Raw genomic sequence first — 20,030 nt, forward strand, 5'->3', positions numbered from 1 at the left:
ACTGCTTATACCGGTGCCTGAAACGCCTTTCGCTTCAGGAAACGCCCGCGCCCCGGCTCGGCGCTAAACTCGCCCTCACTAAAAATACGCTCGCCGCGCGCCAGGGTATGGCGAATAGCCCCCCGGCATACCATGCCCTCATAGGGGCTGTAGTCGGCGTTGTCATGTAAGTCGCAGTGACGCACCGTCGTCGTCCGGCGCGGATCGATTATCACCACATCGGCGTCGGCGCCCGGCGCGATCGCCCCCTTCTGCGGCCACAGCCCAAACAGGCGCGCCGGGGTCGCGCTGGTCAGCGACACGAAATGCGGTAGCGAGATACGTCCGGTCATGACCCCGGCGGAAAACAGCAGCAGCATCCGGTTTTCAACGCCCGGCAGGCCGTTGGGGCAGCGGCTAAAGTTACCGCCGGAGAGCGCCAGCCGCTGGCGGTAGGGGAAGGTGCAGTGGTCGGTGGCCACCACGTCGATGGCGCCGTCGCTGATGCCACACCACAGCGCATCCTGTTCGCGCAGGTTGCGCAGCGGTGGGCTGAGAATAAACTTCAGGCCGTCTTCGCGCAGATAGCTGCGTTCATCCAGCAGCAGGTACTGCGGGCAGGTCTCGACCCACACCGGCTGATGGCGCGCGCGGGCCAGACGCAGATAGTCCAGCCCCAGTCCGTTGGACAGGTGAACGATATACAGCGGCGCGTTCCCCGCCAGCTGCGCCAGATTGATCATGCGCGCAATGGCCTCCGCCTCGCACTCCAGCGGACGGCTGCGGGCATGGAAGATCGGCGCGACCTGACCGTTGGCCAGATAATGGGCGCGCCGCTGGGCGATGGCGGCATCGTTTTCCGGGTGCACCGTGGTCAGCGCGCCGACCTGATGCAGACGGCGCAGCGCGCGCAGCACCGCATCGTCGTCCAGCTTAAAGCCGTAGGTCAGATAGAGCTTAAAGCTGCTGATCCCCTCCTCCTGCACCATCGAGGCCATTTCGTCGAGGATCGCCGCATCAATATGCTGGATTACGCCGTGAAAGCCGTAGTCGATCACCGCCTTGTCCGCGGCGTAGCCGTGATAGGCCGCCAGCTGGTGATGCAGAGAGCAGCCCTTCGGGCCAAAGCCCATATGGTCGATAATGGTTGTTGTACCGCCACACGCCGCCGCGCGGGTACCGGTAAAAAAATCATCACAGCTGCGGGCCAGGCCGACATCGATATTAAAGTGGGTGTGTACGTCCACCCCGCCGGGCATCACGTAGCAACCTTCGGCGTCGATCACTTCGTCCGCCTCATCCTCCGACAGGCCGGGATCCAGGCGGCTGATAATGCCGTGTTCGATCAGCACGTCCGCGCGCCGTTCGCCGTCGTGATTCACCACCGTGCCGTTTTTGATCAGGCTTTTCATCGTCGTGACTCCGCAAAGAGACCCCGGCACGCACGGTGCCGGGGAAGATAGCGTCAGGATTACTTCTTCAGCTGCTCAAGATAGGTCAGCGGGATGGCGGCATACATCGCCGCGCAGGTCACCAGGTGATCCTTCCAGGTTTTCTCGTTCGGCGCATGCGCCTCCGGCTCTTTGCCCGGACCAAAGCCGATCACCGGGATACCGTGGCGGCCCATGATGGAAACGCCGTTGGTAGAGAAGGTCCACTTATCGACCACCGGCTGCTTATGGAACAGCCCCTGGTAGGCCTGGCTCAGGGTTTTCACCGTGACATGATCCTCTTCAACCTTCCAGGTGGGGAAGTAGCACTCGGTCGGGTAGACCAGCCCGGTGTAGGAGGGTCGATCGTAGTTATACATGGAGACGGTGGCGTTAGCCGCCTGCACCGCCGGCAGCGCACGGATCTCCTCCAGCGCCCCTTCCCAGGTCTCGCCCCAGGTCAGGCGACGGTCGATGGAGACGGCGCAGCTATCGGCCACGGCGCAGCGGCTCGGTGAGGTAAAGAAGATCTCGGATACCGTCAGGGTTCCCTTACCAAGGAATTCGTCGTACCCCAGACTCTGCGACAGCTCCTGCAGTTCGTTGAGGATCGGCCCCATCTTGAAGATGGCGTTGTCGCCGCGCTCCGGCGCGGAGCCATGGCAGCTGACGCCCTGCACGTCGATGCGGATCTCCATGCGTCCGCGCTGGCCGCGGTAGATCTGGCAGTCGGTCGGCTCAGTGCTGACCACGAACTCCGGACGGATCTTGGACTGCTCGATGATGTACTGCCAGCACAGGCCGTCGCAGTCCTCCTCTTGAACGGTACCGGTCACCAGCAGGGTATACTGATCCTCCAGCCCCAGATCCTTGATGATCTTACCGGCATACACCATGGAGGCCATGCCGCCTTCCTGATCCGACGCGCCGCGCCCGCCGATCAGATCGTCGGTCTCCATCCCCTCATAGGGGTCGAAGGTCCAGTTTTTGATGTTGCCGATGCCGACGGTGTCGATGTGGGCATCCATGGCGATCAGGTGCGGACCGTGGCCCACATAGCCCAGCACGTTGCCCATCGGGTCGATCTCAACCCGATCGAAGCCCACCTTCTCCATCTCTTCTTTGATGCGCTGCACGACGCGCTTTTCATCACAGCTTTCACTGGGGATGGCAATCATGTCGCGCAGGAAACGGGACATGTCGTCTTTATACTGATGCGCCTTCTCCAGAATCATATCGAACGGAACTTGCTTAGCCATTATATTCTTCTCCAGTGGTGATCCCCCCGCCGGGCGGGGAGCATGAATTCAACGATGCCCCCGCGCTTATTCACACGCCGGGTATTTCCCTTCCCAAACCACTTCACGGTAGTGCTTCACATCGGTGTCCCCTTCGGTGCTGATCAGCAGCACCACGGAGTCACGGTTCAGCCCCAGCGTCTTCATAAGCTCTTCGCGGCGCGGATGGTGATGGACGGCGGCCAGAACCCCCAGGCCGACGGCGCCCGACTCGCCGGAGATAATGCGGGCATCCTGACCCAGCGGGTTGCCCAGCACACGCATGCCCAGCGCCGCCACCTTATCCTGGCAGGAGATAAACTGGGTGGCGCAATTACGCAGCAGCGGCCAGCCCAGCGGGTTAGGTTCGCCGCAGGCCAGGCCGGCCATGATGGTGGCCATGTCGCCGCCGACGTTGACGATCTCGCCCTTCACGCCGGAGCGGAACACGCAGTCCGCCAGATCCGGCTCGACGATCACCGAGTGCAGGTTCTGCGCACCGTAGACGTCGACCAGGTAGCCCAGCACCCCGCCGGCCATGGCGCCCACGCCGGCCTGCAGGAAGACGTGGGTCGGACGGGCAATGCCCATCTGCGTCATCTGCTCTACCGCTTCATCCGCCAGCGTGGCATACCCCTGCATGATCCAGGTTGGGATCTTGGTGTAGCCCTCCCAGGCGGTATCCTGTACCACCTCCCAGCCGCGCTCCTGCGCCGTCTTCATGGTCAGACGCACGGTGTCGTCATAGTTCATGTCCGTGACGATGCACTCAGCACCCAGGTTACGGATATGCTCCACGCGTTCGCGCGCCGATCCCTTGGGCATGTACACCACGGCATGCTGCCCCAGCTGCTGCGCCGCCCAAGCCACGCCGCGGCCGTGGTTGCCGTCGGTGGTGGTGGCAAAGGTCATCCGCTCGGTCAGGGTGGACTTGAGCTTCTCGAAGGAGAAGTCATTGATATCCATGTGATACTTTTCGCACAGCAGGCGTGCAATGGCGTAAGCGCCCCCCAACATCTTGAAGGCGTTCAGGCCAAAGCGCTGCGACTCATCCTTCACCAGGATCTTGCCGATGCCAAACAGGTGCGACAGTTCATCCAGGGCATACAGCGGCGTTGGACGGTAGCCGGTGATTTTTTTATGAAAGGCCCGCGCTTTCTGCGCTTCTGCGCGGGAGAACAGTGGCGACGTTTCACCATTGAAGAAACGGTTTTGCGCAATATCCACCTTCAGCGAGAAAACAGACATAACCCAACCTCATCCATCGAATAAGAAATCCGCGCTGGCGGAGAGGCCGGCCGACTCGGCCGGCCGACGGTGTTACTTAATACGCTTCTGGGCTTCCTTGAGCAGCTGCTCCAGCACCAGGCCCGGTTTGGGGAATTTACGGGCGACGATCATCGCGGCGATGATGTACGGCTTCCAGCTGGCCTCTTTATAGGTGGCGATGCGGTATTTCTCGAATACCCCTTCAGTCACCTCGCCCTCCTCACAGGAGACGCCGGAGATATCGGCCGGCAGACAGTGCATATACAGCGCTTCGCCGCCGCGGGTCAGCTTCATCATCTCTTCGGTGCAGTGCCAATCTTTATGGTTAGCGTTCTGCGCCAGGCACTGTTTCTCCAGCGCCTTCAGGCCATCGTGATCATTGGCGCGCAGCAGCTCGGTGCGCTGCTCCATCACCTTGTAAGGCGCCCAGGACTTGGGATACACGATATCCGCATCCTTGAAGGCCTCTTCCATGGAGCTCACCTGACGGAAGCTACCGCCGGACGCCTTGGCGTTATTATGGGCGACCTCCACCACGTCCGGGATCAGGTCATAGCCCTCCGGGTGGGCCAGCGTGACGTCCATCCCGAAGCGGGTCATCAGGCCGATGATGCCCTGTGGCACGGACAGCGGCTTGCCATAGCTCGGAGAATAGGCCCAGGTCATGGCGATCTTCTTGCCCTTCAGGTTTTCCAGGCTGCCGAAGTGCTCACGCAGCCAGGCCAGATCGGCCATGGACTGCGTCGGGTGGTCGATGTCGCACTGCAGGTTGACCAGCGCCGGACGCTGCGGAAGAACGCCCTGCTCGTAGCCCTCATCCAACGCCGCGCCGACCTCACGCATGTAGGCGTTACCGGCGCCCAGGAACATATCGTCACGGATGCCGATGGCATCGGCGCAGAAGGAGATCATGTTGGCGGTTTCACGCACGGTCTCGCCGTGGGCGATTTGGGATTTACCCTCATCCAGATCCTGCTGGGCCAGACCCAGCAGGTTCAGAGCGGACGCATAGGAGAAACGGGTACGGGTCGAGTTATCGCGGAACACGGAGATACCCAGCCCGCTGTTAAAGATTTTGGTCGCGATATTTTCAGCGCGCATGGTCTTCAGCGCCTCGGCGACATCCAGCACCAGCTTCAGCTCCTCCGGACTCTGCTCCCAGGTCAGCAGAAAGTCCTTGTCATGAAGATTAGACTTGAGCGCGTTGATATCCTTGATAATTTCATTAACAGTTTTCATCGTATGGCCCTAATGATTAAATGACTGGCTACCTGACTAACCTGCTACGCCGCACAGGCGGTGAGAGTCCAACCTGCAAACAGTCGATAACAGCGACTGGCAATACTTAAACAATAACTGTGCCAAATTTGTTTTCTGCAGAGGGGCCAACGGAGATCCCATAACATTGTGCGAGAGCCATCACAAAATAGTGCTCATCGGCAGCGGAAAACGGCGGTTTTTATCTATTGAATGCATATTATCAGCAGAGTAAATACGCAGAAGACCGGCCGCAGCGGGAATATTTCCGCCCCCTTTCCCCGTAATCCTCAACCCATATTGATAACGTTAAGGGTGTATCTCTCATTTTGATAATAAAGTGTGATGGCTCTTACATATTTGTCGTATCGCGGGCGAAAAGAAACGCTTCTTTATCAAACTTCAATATTGCTGAGTTAGTATCATGCGATAAAAGAACACGCTTATGGCCTAATGGAATAGGTTCTAACATCAGCCAACATACCCGTAATGCAGGGTAACTGGTTAAGTGCTAAAGAAAGGTTCAATTATGACACCCGCAAACACTCAATCCGTTTTAATGCAGATCCAACCCACTATCCTGCGCTTTACCAAAATGCTCTCCAGCGTACTGCAGCTGGAGGTCGAGATCGTCGATGCCACCATGACGCGCGTCGCCGGCACCGGCCCCTACGGTAAATTCTTTGGCCGCAAGCTCAACAGCAACTCACGTCTGCTGCGCTATGTGCTCGATACCAAGCAGGAAAAGGTGGTGATCCGCTCCCGCTTCGATCCGGTCTGCGAGGGATGCAGCAGTAAGGACAACTGTAAGGAAAAGGCCTTTCTCGGGACGCCGATCCTGTTCCAGGGGAACTGCATCGGCGTTATCAGCCTGGTGGCCTTTACCCAGGAGCAGCAGGAGAGAATAAAGGATAATTTGCATGAGTTCTCCGATTATGTCCGGCATATATCCAACATATTTGTTTCTAAACTCTTGGAAAGCCAGGGCGGAAACGATGGCGCCAGCAAAATATTACTCAGCCTGATCGAGAATATGGATCAGGGCGTCTTGGTTCTGGATGAAAATAACCAGGCGCAGTTTGCCAATGCCACGGCATTAAAACAGCTGAATGCCATTAATGAGCAAGTTATTGGTAAGACATTTAATATTCGGCCGCTGACCTATCAACAGAACTATCTCAGCGGTCATCTGCAGCATATTGTCGCTTTCGATCAGCACCAAGAGCTGATTATCGGCCAGCTGCACGATATTCAGGACCACCAGCTATTTTTGATGGCGTTCCATCAGTCCCACTCGCCGATGAACGTCGAACTGAACCCCGACGATCCGCGCATCGAGCACTTGGTCGGAGAGTGCCGCCCAATGCGCAACCTGAAGCGGCTGATCAGCCGCATCGCGCCCAGCCCATCGAGCGTACTGATCGTGGGCGAGAGCGGCACCGGTAAAGAGGTGGTGGCACGCGCCATCCACCAGCTCAGCGATCGCAATAACAAGCCGTTTATCGCCATCAACTGCGCCGCCATTCCGGATCAGCTGCTGGAGAGCGAGCTGTTCGGCTACGTGAAAGGCGCCTTCACCGGCGCCTCCGCCAACGGCAAAATGGGGCTGATCCAGGCCGCCAACCACGGAACGCTGTTTCTGGACGAAATCGGCGACATGCCGCTGACCCTACAGGCCAAACTGCTGCGCGCCATCGAGTCGCGTGAGGTACAGCCCATCGGCTCCAGCAGCCCCATCGCCGTCGATATTCGCATTATCTCCGCCACCAACCAAAACTTGGAACAGTACATCGCCGACGGTAAGTTTCGCGAAGACCTCTACTACCGCCTGAATGTGATCCCGATGGCGCTGCCGCCGCTGCGCGAGCGGCAGGGCGACATCGAGCTGCTGATCCACTACTTCCTTAACCTGCACACCAAGCGCATCGGCCTGGTCTATCCCGGCATTTCGCCGGAGGTCATGATGCTGCTCAAGCGCTACCGCTGGCCGGGCAACGTACGCGAGCTGAGTAACCTGATGGAGTACCTGATCAACGTCGTGCCCAGCGGCGAGGTGATCGACACCGCGCTGCTGCCGCCCAACCTGATCAACGGGCAGGTCACCCTGAACTATCGGGAAGATAACAGCGCCTATCAGAGCAGCGTAGCCTGCGGCGACGATCACGGCAGCACGGCGCTGGAGGAGATGGAAAAACAGATGATCCGCGAGGCGCTGGCGCGCTACAGCAACAAGAAGCAGGCGGCGGAGGAGCTGGGCATCGGCATTGCCACCCTCTATCGCAAGATAAAGAAGTACGAGCTAACGGCCGGTTGATACGCCGCGCGGCCCGTTTGCCCGGGCCGCCCGCCGCTTAGCCGTGCACCCAGAACAGCCCAAGGACAAACAGGCAAAACAGCAGCGGTAGCGCCAGCACCAGCAGCTCCGCCATTCGCTGCAGCGGGCGCAGCGCCTCCTGCGGGGTTCGCGCCAGCGCGACGGCGCCGACCAGCAGCGCCAGCAGCGAGAGCGCGCCGGCGAAGGCGGCATCGGCCAGCAGTACCGTCATCTTCCAGCCGCTGTAGGCCTGCGGCGAGATCGCCGCCTGATGCTGCCCGGTCTCCAGCCACTGCCACAGCAGCAGTACCCAGGGCATCAGCCAGGCGCCGCTACCGACCATCCAGGAAAGCCGTCGTAATACCATATGTTCTCCCTTATCCCATGACGCCCGTCTCTACGGAACGGTTATGCTGGGTGGTGTCCGCTCTCTGGCGGCAAAAATAGTAAAAAGCCCCGCGCTGCGGGGCTTTAAGGGGGAATACCCGCGCGTTATCAGAACGGGATATCGTCATCAAAGTCCATCGGCGGTTCGCTGCTCTGCGGCGCGGCCGGCTGGGCCGGCGCGGAATAGCCGCCCTGCTGTGACTGCTGACGCGGTGCCGACTGGCCACCGCTGAACGCGGCACCCTGCGACGGCTGCGGCTGCTGCGGCTGACCCCAGCCACCCTGCTGCCCCTGGTTGCCCATCGGTGCGCCGCCGCCCTGGCGACCACCCAGCATCTGCATGGAGCCGCTGATATCGACCACGACTTCCGTGGTGTAGCGATCCTGGCCGCTCTGATCCTGCCACTTACGGGTACGCAGCTGACCTTCGATGTACACCTGAGAGCCTTTGCGCAGGTACTCACCGGCGATCTCCGCCAGCTTGCCGTACAGCGCAACACGGTGCCATTCGGTGCGCTCTTTCTGCTCACCGGTCTGCTTGTCACGCCAGCTGTCAGAAGTTGCCAGCGTCAAATTGGCAACGGCGCCGCCGTTCGGCATATAGCGGACTTCCGGGTCCTGACCCAGATTCCCGATAAGAATCACTTTATTTACGCCTCTGCTGGCCATGTCGACTCTCCTGATGAAGTAAATTTATTCAGTCTAAACCGTAAATTCTAACACGCCAGCGACGCTTGAGCACTCATCATCGTTTTGTGCAGGCGTTCGAGATCCGGTTTAGGGCGCGCCACATCGGTTATCGAATACTGGATATCCATTCAGTTTCGGATATGTCATAATCATTGATCCAGCGTGTGCACGGTGAGATCGGTAACTGTTAATCCGGGAAGTAGGCAATGGATAAAATAGAAATACGCGGTGCTCGCACCCATAATCTCAAGAATATCAATCTGATTATCCCCCGCGACAAACTGGTGGTCATCACCGGTCTGTCCGGATCCGGCAAATCCTCTCTGGCATTCGATACCCTGTATGCCGAAGGGCAGCGGCGCTACGTCGAATCCCTTTCTGCCTACGCCCGCCAGTTCCTGTCGCTGATGGAAAAACCGGACGTCGACCATATCGAGGGGCTATCTCCGGCCATCTCCATCGAGCAGAAATCCACCTCCCACAATCCAAGATCCACCGTGGGAACCATCACTGAAATTCATGACTACCTGCGCCTGCTGTTCGCCCGCGTCGGTGAGCCGCGCTGTCCACAGCACGGCACGCCGCTGGCGGCGCAGACCGTCAGCCAGATGGTGGACAACGTTCTGGCCCAGCCGGAGGGCAAACGCCTGATGCTGCTGGCCCCGATCATCAAGGATCGCAAAGGGGAGCACAGCAAGACGCTGGAAAATCTAGCGGCGCAGGGCTACATCCGCGCCCGGATCGACGGCGAGGTGTGCGATCTCTCCGATCCGCCGAAGCTGGAGCTGCAGAAAAAACACAGCATCGACGTGGTCGTCGATCGCTTCCGAGTGAAGGCCGATATGGCCCAGCGCCTGGCGGAGTCGTTTGAAACCACCCTGGAGCTCTCCGGCGGTAGCGCGGTGGTCGCCGATATGGACGATCCCCAGGCGGAAGAGATGCTATTTTCCGCCAACTTCGCCTGCCCGCTGTGCGGCTACAGCATGCGGGAGCTGGAGCCACGGCTGTTCTCCTTCAATAACCCGGCGGGCGCCTGCCCCACCTGCGACGGCCTCGGGGTACAGCAGTATTTCGATCCGGAGCGGGTGGTACAAAACGGCGAGCTGTCGCTGGCGGGCGGCGCCATTCGCGGCTGGGATCGCCGCAACTTCTACTATTTCCAGATGCTGCGCTCGCTGGCCGACCATTATCATTTTGATATTGAGGCACCCTTCGACTCTCTGGATGAAACGGTGCGCCACGTGGTGCTGTACGGCTCCGGCAAAGACGAGATCGAATTCAAGTACATTAACGATCGCGGCGATACCACCGTACGTCGTCACCCCTTCGAAGGGGTGCTGCACAATATGGAGCGCCGCTACAAAGAGACCGAGTCCAGCGCGGTGCGCGAGGAGCTGGCCAAATTCATCAGCAACCGTCCCTGCGCCGCCTGCGGCGGGACGCGCCTGCGTGAAGAGGCGCGCAACGTCTTCATTGAAGACACCACGCTGCCGCAGATAGCCGATCTCAGCATCGGCGCTGCGCTGCGCTTCTTCCACGGACTGGCGCTCGAGGGACAGCGCGCCAAAATCGCCGAGAAGGTGCTGAAAGAGATCGGCGAGCGCCTGCAGTTTTTGGTCAACGTCGGCCTGAACTACCTGAGTCTCTCCCGCTCCGCCGAGACCCTGTCCGGCGGCGAGGCGCAGCGCATTCGTCTGGCCAGCCAGATCGGCGCCGGGCTGGTCGGGGTGATGTACGTGCTCGATGAACCCTCCATCGGCCTGCATCAGCGCGATAACGAGCGCCTGCTCGATACGCTGATGCACCTGCGCAACCTGGGCAACACGGTGATCGTGGTCGAACACGACGAGGACGCCATCCGCGCCGCCGATCACATCATCGATATCGGCCCGGGCGCCGGGGTTCACGGCGGCGAGATCGTCGCCCAGGGTAACGTGGATCAGATCATGGCGACGCCGGGCTCCCTGACCGGACAGTACCTCAGCGGTCAACGGAAGATCGCCGTGCCCCGTCAGCGGGTCGCCGCCGATCCAACGCGGGTGCTCAAGCTGAGCGGCGCACGCGGCAATAACCTGAAAGAGGTGACCCTGACCCTGCCGGTCGGGCTGTTCACCTGCATCACCGGCGTCTCCGGCTCCGGCAAGTCCACCCTGATCAACGATACGCTGTTCCCCATCGCCCAGCGCCAGCTAAACGGCGCCACGCTGGGCGAACCGGCCCCCTACCGCAGCATCGAGGGGCTGGAGCATTTCGATAAGGTGATCGACATCGATCAGAGCCCCATCGGGCGAACCCCGCGCTCCAATCCGGCGACCTATACCGGCATCTTTACCCCGATCCGCGAGCTATTTTCCGGGGTGCCGGAGTCGCGGGCGCGCGGCTATACCCCGGGACGCTTCAGCTTTAACGTGCGCGGCGGGCGCTGTGAGGCCTGTCAGGGCGATGGAGTCATCAAGGTGGAGATGCACTTCCTGCCGGACATCTATGTGCCGTGCGACCAGTGCAAGGGCAAGCGCTACAACCGTGAAACGCTGGAGATCAAGTACAAGGGCAAAAGCATCCACGAGGTGCTGGAAATGACCATTGAGGAGGCGCGCAGCTTTTTTGACGCCGTTCCTGCGCTGGCGCGTAAGCTGCAGACCCTGATGGACGTCGGCCTGGGCTATATTCGCCTAGGGCAGTCGGCCACCACCCTCTCCGGCGGCGAGGCTCAGCGGGTCAAACTCTCACGCGAGCTCTCCAAACGCGGCACCGGACAAACGCTGTATATCCTGGATGAACCGACCACCGGTCTGCACTTTGCCGACATTCAGCAGCTGCTGGCGGTACTGCACCAGCTGCGCGATCAGGGCAATACCATCGTGGTTATCGAGCACAATCTGGACGTGATCAAAACGGCGGACTGGATCGTGGATCTGGGGCCGGAAGGCGGCAGCGGCGGCGGCGAGATCTTGGTCGCCGGCACGCCGGAAACCGTCGCCCGCTGTGAAGCCTCCCATACGGCCCGCTTCCTGCGTCCGATCCTGGACAATGCCTAAGGGAACCTGACGGCGTGGAAAAACACGCCGTCATCCGCCCCTACGCCGGATGCCACGCACCGGCGATAGGTGCGCCGACGGAGGGGCTACTGTAGCGGGTGTACGTCGCTGGCCTGGTGCAGCGCCAGCTGATAGGAGCTATCCACCAGCTGATACAGCAGCGAGTCGTTGATCGCGCCGTCCAGAAACACGGTGCTCCAGTGCGCCTTGTTCAGCCGACGGCTCGGCACGATGTCTTTATGCAGGCTGCGTAGGCGGGTGGCCTGTTCGCAGCTGGTTTTCACCGCGACCGCCGGACGCCCTTCGCCGTTCTCAACCATGGCAAACAAAACACCGCCGACGCGCGCCTGATGCGTCCGCCAGCGATTTTGCAGGCTCTGCTGCGCGCCGGGCTTTGACAGGCAGTATTGCATAAAAGCCGAATCATTCATCAATCCTATCCCCTTGTATGGTTGCTACAATACGGCGCGCGCCGCCCTGTATGCGGTGTTCGCCAAGCCAAATACCCTGCCAGGTTCCAAGCTGTAACGCGCCCTGACGCACCGGCACCGTCAGCGAGACGCCCAGCAGAGACGACGCAATATGGGCGGGCATATCGTCCGCGCCTTCATCGTCGTGCGCATAGGGAGCGCCGTCCGGCACCGTGCGCGAAAAATAACCTTCCATGTCATAGCGCACTGTGGGATCACAGTTTTCATTGAGGGTAAGCGACGCAGAGGTGTGCTGTAACAGCAGGTGCAACAACCCGACCCGCACCTGACGCAGCGCGGGCAGGCCGGCAATAATCTCGGCAGTAATCAGGTGGAAACCACGCGGTCTCGCCCGCAGAACCAGGGTATGCTGATACCACATCTTGCGACGTCCTCAATAAGTATATTCTTTGTACAGCCGGCAGCAAGAAAACGCAGCGGAAAGTTCTGTAAAGATAGCCAGACGCCGCGTCAGTAACGCGTAGACAAGGGGAGATACGCGTTACTAAACGCAGAATCTACGCAGCGTCCGCCCGCGCGGCCGCTATTCCTGCGACGCCATGACGCGAACCAGCGCGGCGGCCACGCGATCGAGGTTGCCCTCGTTGAGTCCCGCCATGCACATGCGCCCGCTGCCGACCAGGTAAACGCCATCGCGCCGGCGCAGATCGCCGACCTGCTGCGCACTGAGTCCGGTATAGCTGAACATGCCTCGCTGCTGACACAGGTAGTCAAAGCGGCGCGACGGCAGCGCCAGGTTGAGGTGCGACGCCAGCCGCTCGCGCATGGCGATGATGCGCAGGCGCATCGCCTCGACCTCTTCGCGCCACTGACGCTGTAACGCGGCGTCATTCAGCACGGCGGCCACCAAGGCGGCGCCGTGCAGCGGCGGGCTGGAGTAGTTGCGCCGCACCGTCGCCTTCAGTTGCCCCAGCACCCGCCCGGCCTCGGCCTCATCGCTGCACATGACCGATAGACCACCGACGCGCTCGCCGTACAGCGAGAAAATTTTAGAGAACGAGTTGCTGACCAAGCAGGGCAGCCCTGCGGCGGCCATCGTCCTGATAGCATAGGCATCCTGCTCCATGCCGCCGCCGAACCCCTGATAGGCGATATCCAGAAACGGGATCAGCGCCCGACGTCGCAGCAGCGACACCAGACTATCCCACTGCGCCGGCGTCAGATCCGAACCGGTGGGATTATGACAGCAGGGGTGAAGCAGCACGATGCTGTGGGGCGGCAGCTGTTCCAGCGTCGCCAGCATGGCATCGAAGCAGACGCCCAGCGTCTGAGGGTCAAAATAGGGATAGCGATGCACCCGGAACCCTGCGCCCTCGAAAATCGCGATATGATTCTCCCAGGTCGGATCGCTGACCCAGACCTCGGCCCGGGGAAAATATCGCCGCAGAAAGTCCGCGCCCACCTTGAGCGCGCCTGAGCCCCCCAGGGTCTGGATGGTCGCCACTCGCCGCGCGCGCAGCGCGGGATGATCGTCCCCCAGCAGCAGCGACTGCACCGCGCTGCGGTAGTCTGCCATCCCCTCCATCGGTAGATAGAGCGGTGCCGCCGGCGCCGCGGCGTTCAGCCGGGCCAGCGCCGTCGCGACAGAGGCCAGCATCGGCACCTCGCCCCGCTGGTCATAGTACAGGCCGATGCTCAGATTCACTTTGTGCGCGCGGGCGTCCCGCTGATAGCTCTCCATCAGGGAGAGGATCGGATCGCCGGCATAGTCATCTACATGTTCAAACACGGGGGCTCCTTGTTGGCGCGGTCCTAGGGTAAGGGATCCGTCACCGACGGCAGCCCGGCACCGGCCGTGGCGGCGTACCGGGGCAGCACCTCGGTGCGCTCCACGTCATAACATACCCTTAACCGAAGGGAAAACACCAGCGGGGTCACGCTCTCGCTGCGCCGCCTCTGCGCGGAGATCCATAGCTGAGATGAATATGCTAAGGTGAAAATCTGACGATATATTCCCCACCCATCCGCAACGGAGATGCCCCATGTCCACCCCTCCTTTTATTACGCTGAATGACGGTAACCGCATTCCCCAGCTGGGACTCGGCGTCTGGCAGGTCAGCGATACGCTGGCCCGTGACGTGGTCAGCGAGGCGCTGCGCGTCGGCTATCGCGCCATTGATACCGCCGCGATCTATGGCAATGAGAGCGGCGTCGGCCAGGCGCTGCAGCAAAGCGGTCTGGCACGAGAGTCGCTGTTTATCACCACTAAGCTGTGGAACGCGGACCACATGGCGGTCGATAAGGCGTTCCACGCCAGCCTGCATAAGCTGCGCCTTGAGTATGTTGATCTGTACCTGATCCACTGGCCAATGGCGCTGCAGGATACCTTTGTTCACGCCTGGCGTCGGCTGATCGACCTGCGGCGTCAGGGCGTGGTTAAAAGCATCGGGGTGTGCAACTTCAACATTGCCCATCTCCAGCGCCTGCTGGACGAAACCGGCGTGGTGCCGACCATCAACCAAATTGAGCTACACCCGCTGATGCAGCAGCGGGAGCTGCAGTCATGGAATAGTCACCACGGTATTGCCACGGAGGCCTGGAGCCCACTGGCGCAGGGGGGAGAGGGCGTATTTGACGCGGAGCCGATCCGTCGTTTGGCGGCCAAATATGGCAAGACACCGGCGCAGATCGTGATCCGCTGGCATCTGGACAGCGGGAGGATCGTGATCCCCAAAACGGTCTCGGCCATGCGTCTGAAGGAAAATATCGACGTATTTGACTTTACGCTGGAGGCGGCTGAACGGGCGCAGATCGCTCGCCTAGAGTGTGGCAAGCGCTTAGGCTCCGATCCCGCCACCTATATGCGCCTGTAGGCGGTGAGCACAGCCCTGATGCTAAGGCATCAGGGCTATTTGGGCTGGGGCATTAGCGCGGCTTTTTCGCCTGCCCGGCAGGACGCGCCGGACGGGCGTTACGCCCTTCGGGGCGAGCAGGACGGCCATTATTTCCCTTTCCGCCCGAGCGGGGCGCGGGCTGCGCGGCGCCCTTCGCGGCCCCGCGCGTTGCCGGTCGTCCCGTCCCCTGAGGATGAGCGCCGGTATGCTTGGTCATGGCCGGCGTCATGTTGCGCTGATAGCCGCGGCGCGCGGCGCGCTGCTCCTCCAGCGTCGGCGCAGGCACCAGACACTCGCGACGATTGCCGATCAGGTGCTGTAGCCCCATCTCCTCCAGCGCGGCGCGGATCATCGGCCAGTTAGCCGGATCGTGATAGCGCAGCAGCGCCTTATGCAGCCTGCGCTGGCGCTCGCCCTTCGGCACCACCACATCCTCGCTCTTATAGTCCACCTTGGCCAGCGGGTTCTTGCCGGTGTAATACATGGTGGTCGAGTTGGCCAGCGGTGACGGATAGAAGTTCTGCACCTGATCGAGGCGGAAGCGGTGCTGCTTTAGCCACAGCGCCAGATTGACCATATCCTCATCCCGGGTTCCCGGGTGCGCGGAGATAAAGTAGGGGATAAGGTACTGCTCTTTCCCGGCCTGTTTCGAATAGGCGTCAAACAGCTCCTTAAAGCGATAGTAGCTGCCCATCCCCGGCTTCATCATCTTGGACAGCGGCCCTTCTTCCGTATGCTCCGGCGCGATCTTCAGATAGCCGCCGACGTGGTGCGTGGCCAGCTCTTTGATATAGCGCGGATCCTGTACCGCCAGATCGTAGCGCACCCCGGAGGCGATCAGGATCTTCTTCACCCCCTGCAGATCGCGGGCGCGCCGGTAGAGATTAATGGTCGGCTCATGGTTGGTGTCCATATGACGACAGATATCCGGATAGACGCAGGAGGCGCGGCGGCAGGTCTGCTCCGCGCGCGGCGACTGGCAGCGCAGCATATACATATTGGCGGTCGGGCCGCCCAGATCGGAGATGATACCGGTAAATCCGGGGACCTTATCGCGGATCTCTTCGATCTCACGAATGATGGAGTCCTCGGAGCGGCTCTGGATGATGCGGCCCTCGTGCTCAGTGATCGAGCAGAAGGCGCAGCCGCCGTAGCAGCCGCGCATAATGTTGACGGAGAAGCGGATCATGTCATAGGCTGGCAGGCGGGCCTTGCCGTAAGCGGGATGCGGCACGCGCTGGAACGGCAGCGCATAGACGCTGTCCATCTCCTCGGTGCTCAGCGGGATCGCCGGCGGGTTGACCCACACGTAGCGATCGCCGTGCTTCTGCATCAGGGCTCGGGCACAGCCGGGGTTCGTCTCATGGTGCAAAATACGCGAGGCGTGGGCATACATCACCTTATCGCCCTTCACCTTCTCAAACGACGGCAGCAGCACATAGGTCTTCTCCCACGGCTTTGGCTTAGGCGCGCGTACGCTGATCGGCGTCGCCTCATCCGCGGCCTTGGGCGAGCAGGCCAAATCGTCGCCGTAGGGGTTTGGAATGGGATCAATCCGCCCCGGCATGTCGATACGGGTCGAATCTACCCCGCTCCAGCCCGGCAGGGCCTCTTTGCGCATGATGGCGGTATTGCGCACGTCGCAGATAGAGGCGATGGGCTCGCCCGCCGCTAAACGGTGCGCGACCTCGACCAGCGGGCGCTCGCCGTTGCCATACATCAGCATATCCGCCTTGGCATCCACCAACACAGAGCGGCGCACCGTATCCGACCAATAGTCATAGTGCGCCACGCGGCGCAGGCTGGCCTCGATACCCCCAAGGATCACTGGGACATCGCTGAAAGCCTCTTTACAGCGCTGGCTGTAGACCAGCGTGGCGCGATCCGGGCGCTTGCCGCCCTCGTTGTTCGGCGTATAGGCGTCATCGTGGCGCAGCTTACGATCGGCCGTATAGCGGTTAATCATCGAATCCATGTTCCCGGCGGTGACGCCAAAAAACAGGTTCGGCTTACCCAGACGCATAAAGTCGTCTTTGCTGGTCCAGTCCGGCTGAGCGATGATGCCGACCCGGAAACCCTGCGCCTCCAGCATGCGGCCAACAATCGCCATACCAAAGCTGGGATGATCCACATAGGCATCCCCGGTCACGATGATAATGTCGCAGCTGTCCCAGCCTAGCTTATCCATCTCTGCACGCGACATCGGTAAAAAAGGCGCGGTGCCGAAACATTCGGCCCAATAAGGGGTATAGGAGAACAGATCGCGCTCCGGTTGGATCAGGCTGACACTACTCATGACGGTACTCTTGTATTGATAAGACAGGCAGGTCTGGTGAACAAATCATCAGGATCAGGGCGGCGATTATACGCATTACAGCGGAGAAATGTGAGGGTTATTTGTCATTCCCCCGTCTACTACTCCGCCCGGGGGAATGGCGCGCAGAGCTTACTCCAGGGTGGGATTCATCTGACGCAGATCGTAAGGGGTTATCTGGTAAACGCAGTAGTTCAACCAGTTACTGAACAGCAGGTGACCGTGACTGCGCCAGGTCGCCGACGGCGCACCGTCTGGGTTGTCGCGGGGAAAATAGTTGAACGGCAGCGCCGGCGCCAGGCCCGCGTGCAGATCGCGCCAATATTCCGCGCCCAGCGTGTGGGCGTCATACTCCGGATGGCCCGTCACAAACACCGTCCGCTTATCGGCGCTGGCAAACAGGTAGGCGCCGGCCTGCACAGACTCGGCAAAAATCTGCAGATCGGTATGCGTGCGGATCGCCTGCGACGGAAAGTCGGCATAGCGCGAGTGCGGCGCCAAAAAGCCGTCGTCAAAGCCGCGGGTCAGCAGCGCCAGCGGATCGAGCGTCTGATGCTCATACACCCCGGAGAGCTTCTGCGTCCGCGTCATCTTAGGTAGCCCATACAGTACATTGAGCGCCGCCTGGGCGGCCCAGCAGACGAACAGGGTGGATGTCACGTGCGCCCGCGCCCAGGTAATAACCCGTACGATCTGCGACCAATAGGCAACATCGCCAAAGTCCACCTGCCCCAGCGGTGCGCCGGTCACGATAAGACCATCAAAGTTTTCCTGCTGAATATCCTCAAAATGGCAGTAAAAGTTATTCAGATGCTCCGTCGGCGTATTTTTTGACTCGCGCCGATCGATGCGCAGCAGCTGAATATCGATCTGCAGCGGCGAGTTCGACAGCAGACGCAGAAACTGATTTTCAGTCTCGATTTTCTTTGGCATCAGATTCAGCAGCAGCACCTTCAGCGGACGAATCTCCTGCACCGCGGCCCGAGAGTCGGTCATAACAAAGACATTTTCATTACGCAAAAAATTAACGGCGGGCAACGCGTCGGGGATCCTGATTGGCATAAACGCTCTCCTGCGGCGATCAAAGGCGATCCTTGTCCATTTGGACATCTAGATAGCTAAATTAATCAGTTTTACGCCGTTTGTACAGCGCCGGAGCGTTGAGAAATTTTCATCTAGAGTGCGTGCGGCACCGCGGCGCCGCACGCAGCGGACGTTACTGCAGCTGCTGCAGGATGGTATAGGCGGCCTGAACCCGCGCCGGGTTCGGGTAGTTTTTATTGGCCAACATCACGATCCCCAGCCGAGATCCGGGAATAAAGGCAATATAGGCGCCAAATCCATTGGTTGAACCGGTCTTATGTACCCAGGAAGCCGGCTGCGGCGGCGTCGGCGGCTCGATGAGATGGACTGGCTGCGGCTGCAGAGCGACCCGATTATCGCTACCGTCTATCAAGGTCTGCGCCTGCAGAGGCCAGCTGAGCATCTCCCAGCCGAGCCCTTGATACATCTCACCGGATTGGTAGTAGCGCGTCTGCGCCCGCAGCAAGGCCTGACGCAGCGTCGCCTGTGGCACCGCGGCGGGATCCAGATTAGCCTGTAGCCAGGTGGCCATATCCTGCGCGCTGGATTTAATTCCATAGGCCTCCTGCTCCAGCATACCCGGGCTCACGCGCAGGGCCTTACCCTCGCGGTATCCCCAGGCATATTCTCCCTCCGCGGCAGGCGGTACGCGGAAATAGGTATGCTTCAATCCCAGCGGCTGCAGCACCCAGCGTGTCATCGCCTGGCTAAAATCCATGCCGCTGGGCCGTACCGCCAGCATGCCAAAAAGGCCAATACTGGCGTTGGAGTAGCTGCGCATCGTTCCCGGAGCCCAGCGCGGCTGCCAGCGTTGATAAAAGTCGAGCAGCTGTGCCGTATCGGTAACGGCGTCGGGCACCTGCAGCGGCAGGCCGCCCGCGGTGTAGGTCGCCAGCTGCTGTAGGGTTATCGCCCGCCACTGCGGTCCATTTAACGCCGGCCATTGGGACGCGACCGTGTCCTGCAGGCGAATATCGCCACGCTGCAGCGCATAGCCACCCAGCACGCCGGTAAAGGTCTTGCTCACGGACCCCAGCTCAAACAGCGTTTGTGGCGTCACTGCCCGCCGGGTGGCCTTATCGGCGACGCCATAGTTGAAGTAGTAAGGGGTTCCCTGATAGATTACGGCCACGGCCATGCCGGGGATCTGCTGCTGCTGCATCAGCGCAGGGATCGTCTGTTTCACCGCCTCGGCGACCCGCATCTCTGCCGACGGCGGCGTAGACGCCTGGGCGCCCGAGGAGAGCAGCAGCGCGGAGAGCGCCAGCGTGCAGGATAATCGCGTGTTCATCATCACCAACTCATCATCAAAGCCAACGTTGAGTAGCCGTATCACGCCGATCCTGCTGCAGCGAAGCACGGCGGCAGATCTCGCCGACGGCACGTCTGACCGAGCACGATAGCGATACGGGCATCGAATACGTACAGGAAAACGCATAGCGTACGCCGCTGCATTTAACGGTGTGAATAGTATTAGGTCAACCGATTTCCCTTAAGCCAGCGATAGCGCGCAGAGACAGGCGGGCTGTCCCTGCGGAGGAGCCCCGCCCACGGTAAGGCAAAAAGCCGCCGGGCGGATAAACCCAAGGCCCCGGCTTTCAGACGTCGCTTCCTCGACGCCCCGTCGCCCCGTCCTGTTCCATGGCCGTTGACGGTGGGGATCCTGT

The 20,030-nt window shown here is 60.7% G+C and carries 15 protein-coding genes; 3 read left to right on the plus strand and 12 right to left on the minus strand.

The window, feature by feature from the left end; all coding sequences use genetic code 11:
* Window positions 1–5: 5 nt before the first annotated feature.
* From hydA to ygeW, 4 genes are all read right to left on the minus strand, one after another.
* Window positions 6–1,391: a dihydropyrimidinase gene (gene hydA / locus BRD58_RS16360; RefSeq protein WP_034168596.1), complete on the minus strand. Its 1,386-nt coding sequence runs from the start codon at window positions 1,389–1,391 to the stop codon at window positions 6–8.
* 59 nt (window positions 1,392–1,450) lie between these two features.
* Entirely contained in the window at window positions 1,451–2,668 is a 1,218-nt protein-coding gene (locus BRD58_RS16365; protein ID WP_015462397.1) for a YgeY family selenium metabolism-linked hydrolase, read from the minus strand.
* 66 nt (window positions 2,669–2,734) lie between these two features.
* On the minus strand, window positions 2,735–3,934 hold the full coding sequence (gene dpaL / locus BRD58_RS16370; protein WP_015462398.1) for a diaminopropionate ammonia-lyase: 1,200 nt from the start codon (window positions 3,932–3,934) through the stop codon (window positions 2,735–2,737).
* Between the two features lie 72 nt (window positions 3,935–4,006).
* Window positions 4,007–5,194 carry a knotted carbamoyltransferase YgeW gene (ygeW, locus tag BRD58_RS16375; protein ID WP_012849988.1) on the minus strand — a complete coding sequence of 396 codons (1,188 nt, stop codon included), beginning with the start codon at window positions 5,192–5,194 and terminating at the stop codon, window positions 4,007–4,009.
* Between the two features lie 547 nt (window positions 5,195–5,741).
* Here ygeW and BRD58_RS16380 point away from each other — a divergent pair.
* The gene (locus BRD58_RS16380) at window positions 5,742–7,526 is read left to right on the plus strand and encodes a sigma-54 interaction domain-containing protein (protein ID WP_015462399.1); all 1,785 of its coding nucleotides are present in this window, start codon (window positions 5,742–5,744) and stop codon (window positions 7,524–7,526) included.
* A gap of 37 nt (window positions 7,527–7,563) precedes the next feature.
* Here the strand turns inward: BRD58_RS16380 and BRD58_RS16385 are convergent, their stop codons facing one another.
* Both BRD58_RS16385 and BRD58_RS16390 read right to left on the minus strand, forming a co-directional pair.
* Complete coding sequence (locus BRD58_RS16385) at window positions 7,564–7,893, minus strand: hypothetical protein (RefSeq protein ID WP_041692810.1); 330 nt, start codon at window positions 7,891–7,893, stop codon at window positions 7,564–7,566.
* A gap of 128 nt (window positions 7,894–8,021) precedes the next feature.
* Window positions 8,022–8,582 (minus strand): single-stranded DNA-binding protein, encoded by a 561-nt coding sequence (locus tag BRD58_RS16390; RefSeq protein ID WP_012849993.1) that lies wholly within the window; start codon window positions 8,580–8,582, stop codon window positions 8,022–8,024.
* Between the two features lie 227 nt (window positions 8,583–8,809).
* Between BRD58_RS16390 and uvrA the strand changes: the two genes are divergently transcribed.
* The gene (gene uvrA / locus BRD58_RS16395) at window positions 8,810–11,641 is read left to right on the plus strand and encodes an excinuclease ABC subunit UvrA (protein WP_012849994.1); all 2,832 of its coding nucleotides are present in this window, start codon (window positions 8,810–8,812) and stop codon (window positions 11,639–11,641) included.
* Window positions 11,642–11,727: 86 nt separating this feature from the next.
* Here uvrA and BRD58_RS16400 read toward each other — a convergent pair whose 3' ends face one another.
* The 3 genes from BRD58_RS16400 to BRD58_RS16410 form a co-directional block, all read right to left on the minus strand.
* Entirely contained in the window at window positions 11,728–12,072 is a 345-nt protein-coding gene (locus BRD58_RS16400) for an MmcQ/YjbR family DNA-binding protein (protein ID WP_015462401.1), read from the minus strand.
* Window positions 12,065–12,493 (minus strand): secondary thiamine-phosphate synthase enzyme YjbQ, encoded by a 429-nt coding sequence (locus BRD58_RS16405; protein ID WP_015462402.1) that lies wholly within the window; start codon window positions 12,491–12,493, stop codon window positions 12,065–12,067. The genes BRD58_RS16400 and BRD58_RS16405 overlap by 8 nt, the downstream gene beginning before the upstream one ends.
* A 162-nt stretch (window positions 12,494–12,655) precedes the next feature.
* Complete coding sequence (locus tag BRD58_RS16410; RefSeq protein WP_015462403.1) at window positions 12,656–13,861, minus strand: amino acid aminotransferase; 1,206 nt, start codon at window positions 13,859–13,861, stop codon at window positions 12,656–12,658.
* A 253-nt stretch (window positions 13,862–14,114) separates the two neighbouring features.
* Between BRD58_RS16410 and dkgA the strand changes: the two genes are divergently transcribed.
* Window positions 14,115–14,945 (plus strand): 2,5-didehydrogluconate reductase DkgA, encoded by an 831-nt coding sequence (dkgA, locus tag BRD58_RS16415; protein ID WP_012849998.1) that lies wholly within the window; start codon window positions 14,115–14,117, stop codon window positions 14,943–14,945.
* Window positions 14,946–14,997: 52 nt separating this feature from the next.
* Here the strand turns inward: dkgA and BRD58_RS16420 are convergent, their stop codons facing one another.
* The 3 genes from BRD58_RS16420 to ampC form a co-directional block, all read right to left on the minus strand.
* Window positions 14,998–17,262, minus strand: a complete 2,265-nt coding sequence (locus BRD58_RS16420; RefSeq protein WP_012849999.1) for a YgiQ family radical SAM protein — start codon at window positions 17,260–17,262, stop codon at window positions 14,998–15,000.
* 150 nt (window positions 17,263–17,412) lie between these two features.
* Window positions 17,413–18,342 (minus strand): homoserine O-acetyltransferase MetA, encoded by a 930-nt coding sequence (metA, locus tag BRD58_RS16425; protein WP_015462404.1) that lies wholly within the window; start codon window positions 18,340–18,342, stop codon window positions 17,413–17,415.
* 154 nt (window positions 18,343–18,496) lie between these two features.
* The gene (gene ampC, locus BRD58_RS16430) at window positions 18,497–19,657 is read right to left on the minus strand and encodes a class C beta-lactamase (protein WP_015462405.1); all 1,161 of its coding nucleotides are present in this window, start codon (window positions 19,655–19,657) and stop codon (window positions 18,497–18,499) included.
* Window positions 19,658–20,030: the final 373 nt, after the last annotated feature.

The organism is Edwardsiella piscicida, from assembly GCF_001896205.1.
Classification (GTDB): Bacteria; Pseudomonadota; Gammaproteobacteria; order Enterobacterales; family Enterobacteriaceae; genus Edwardsiella; species Edwardsiella piscicida.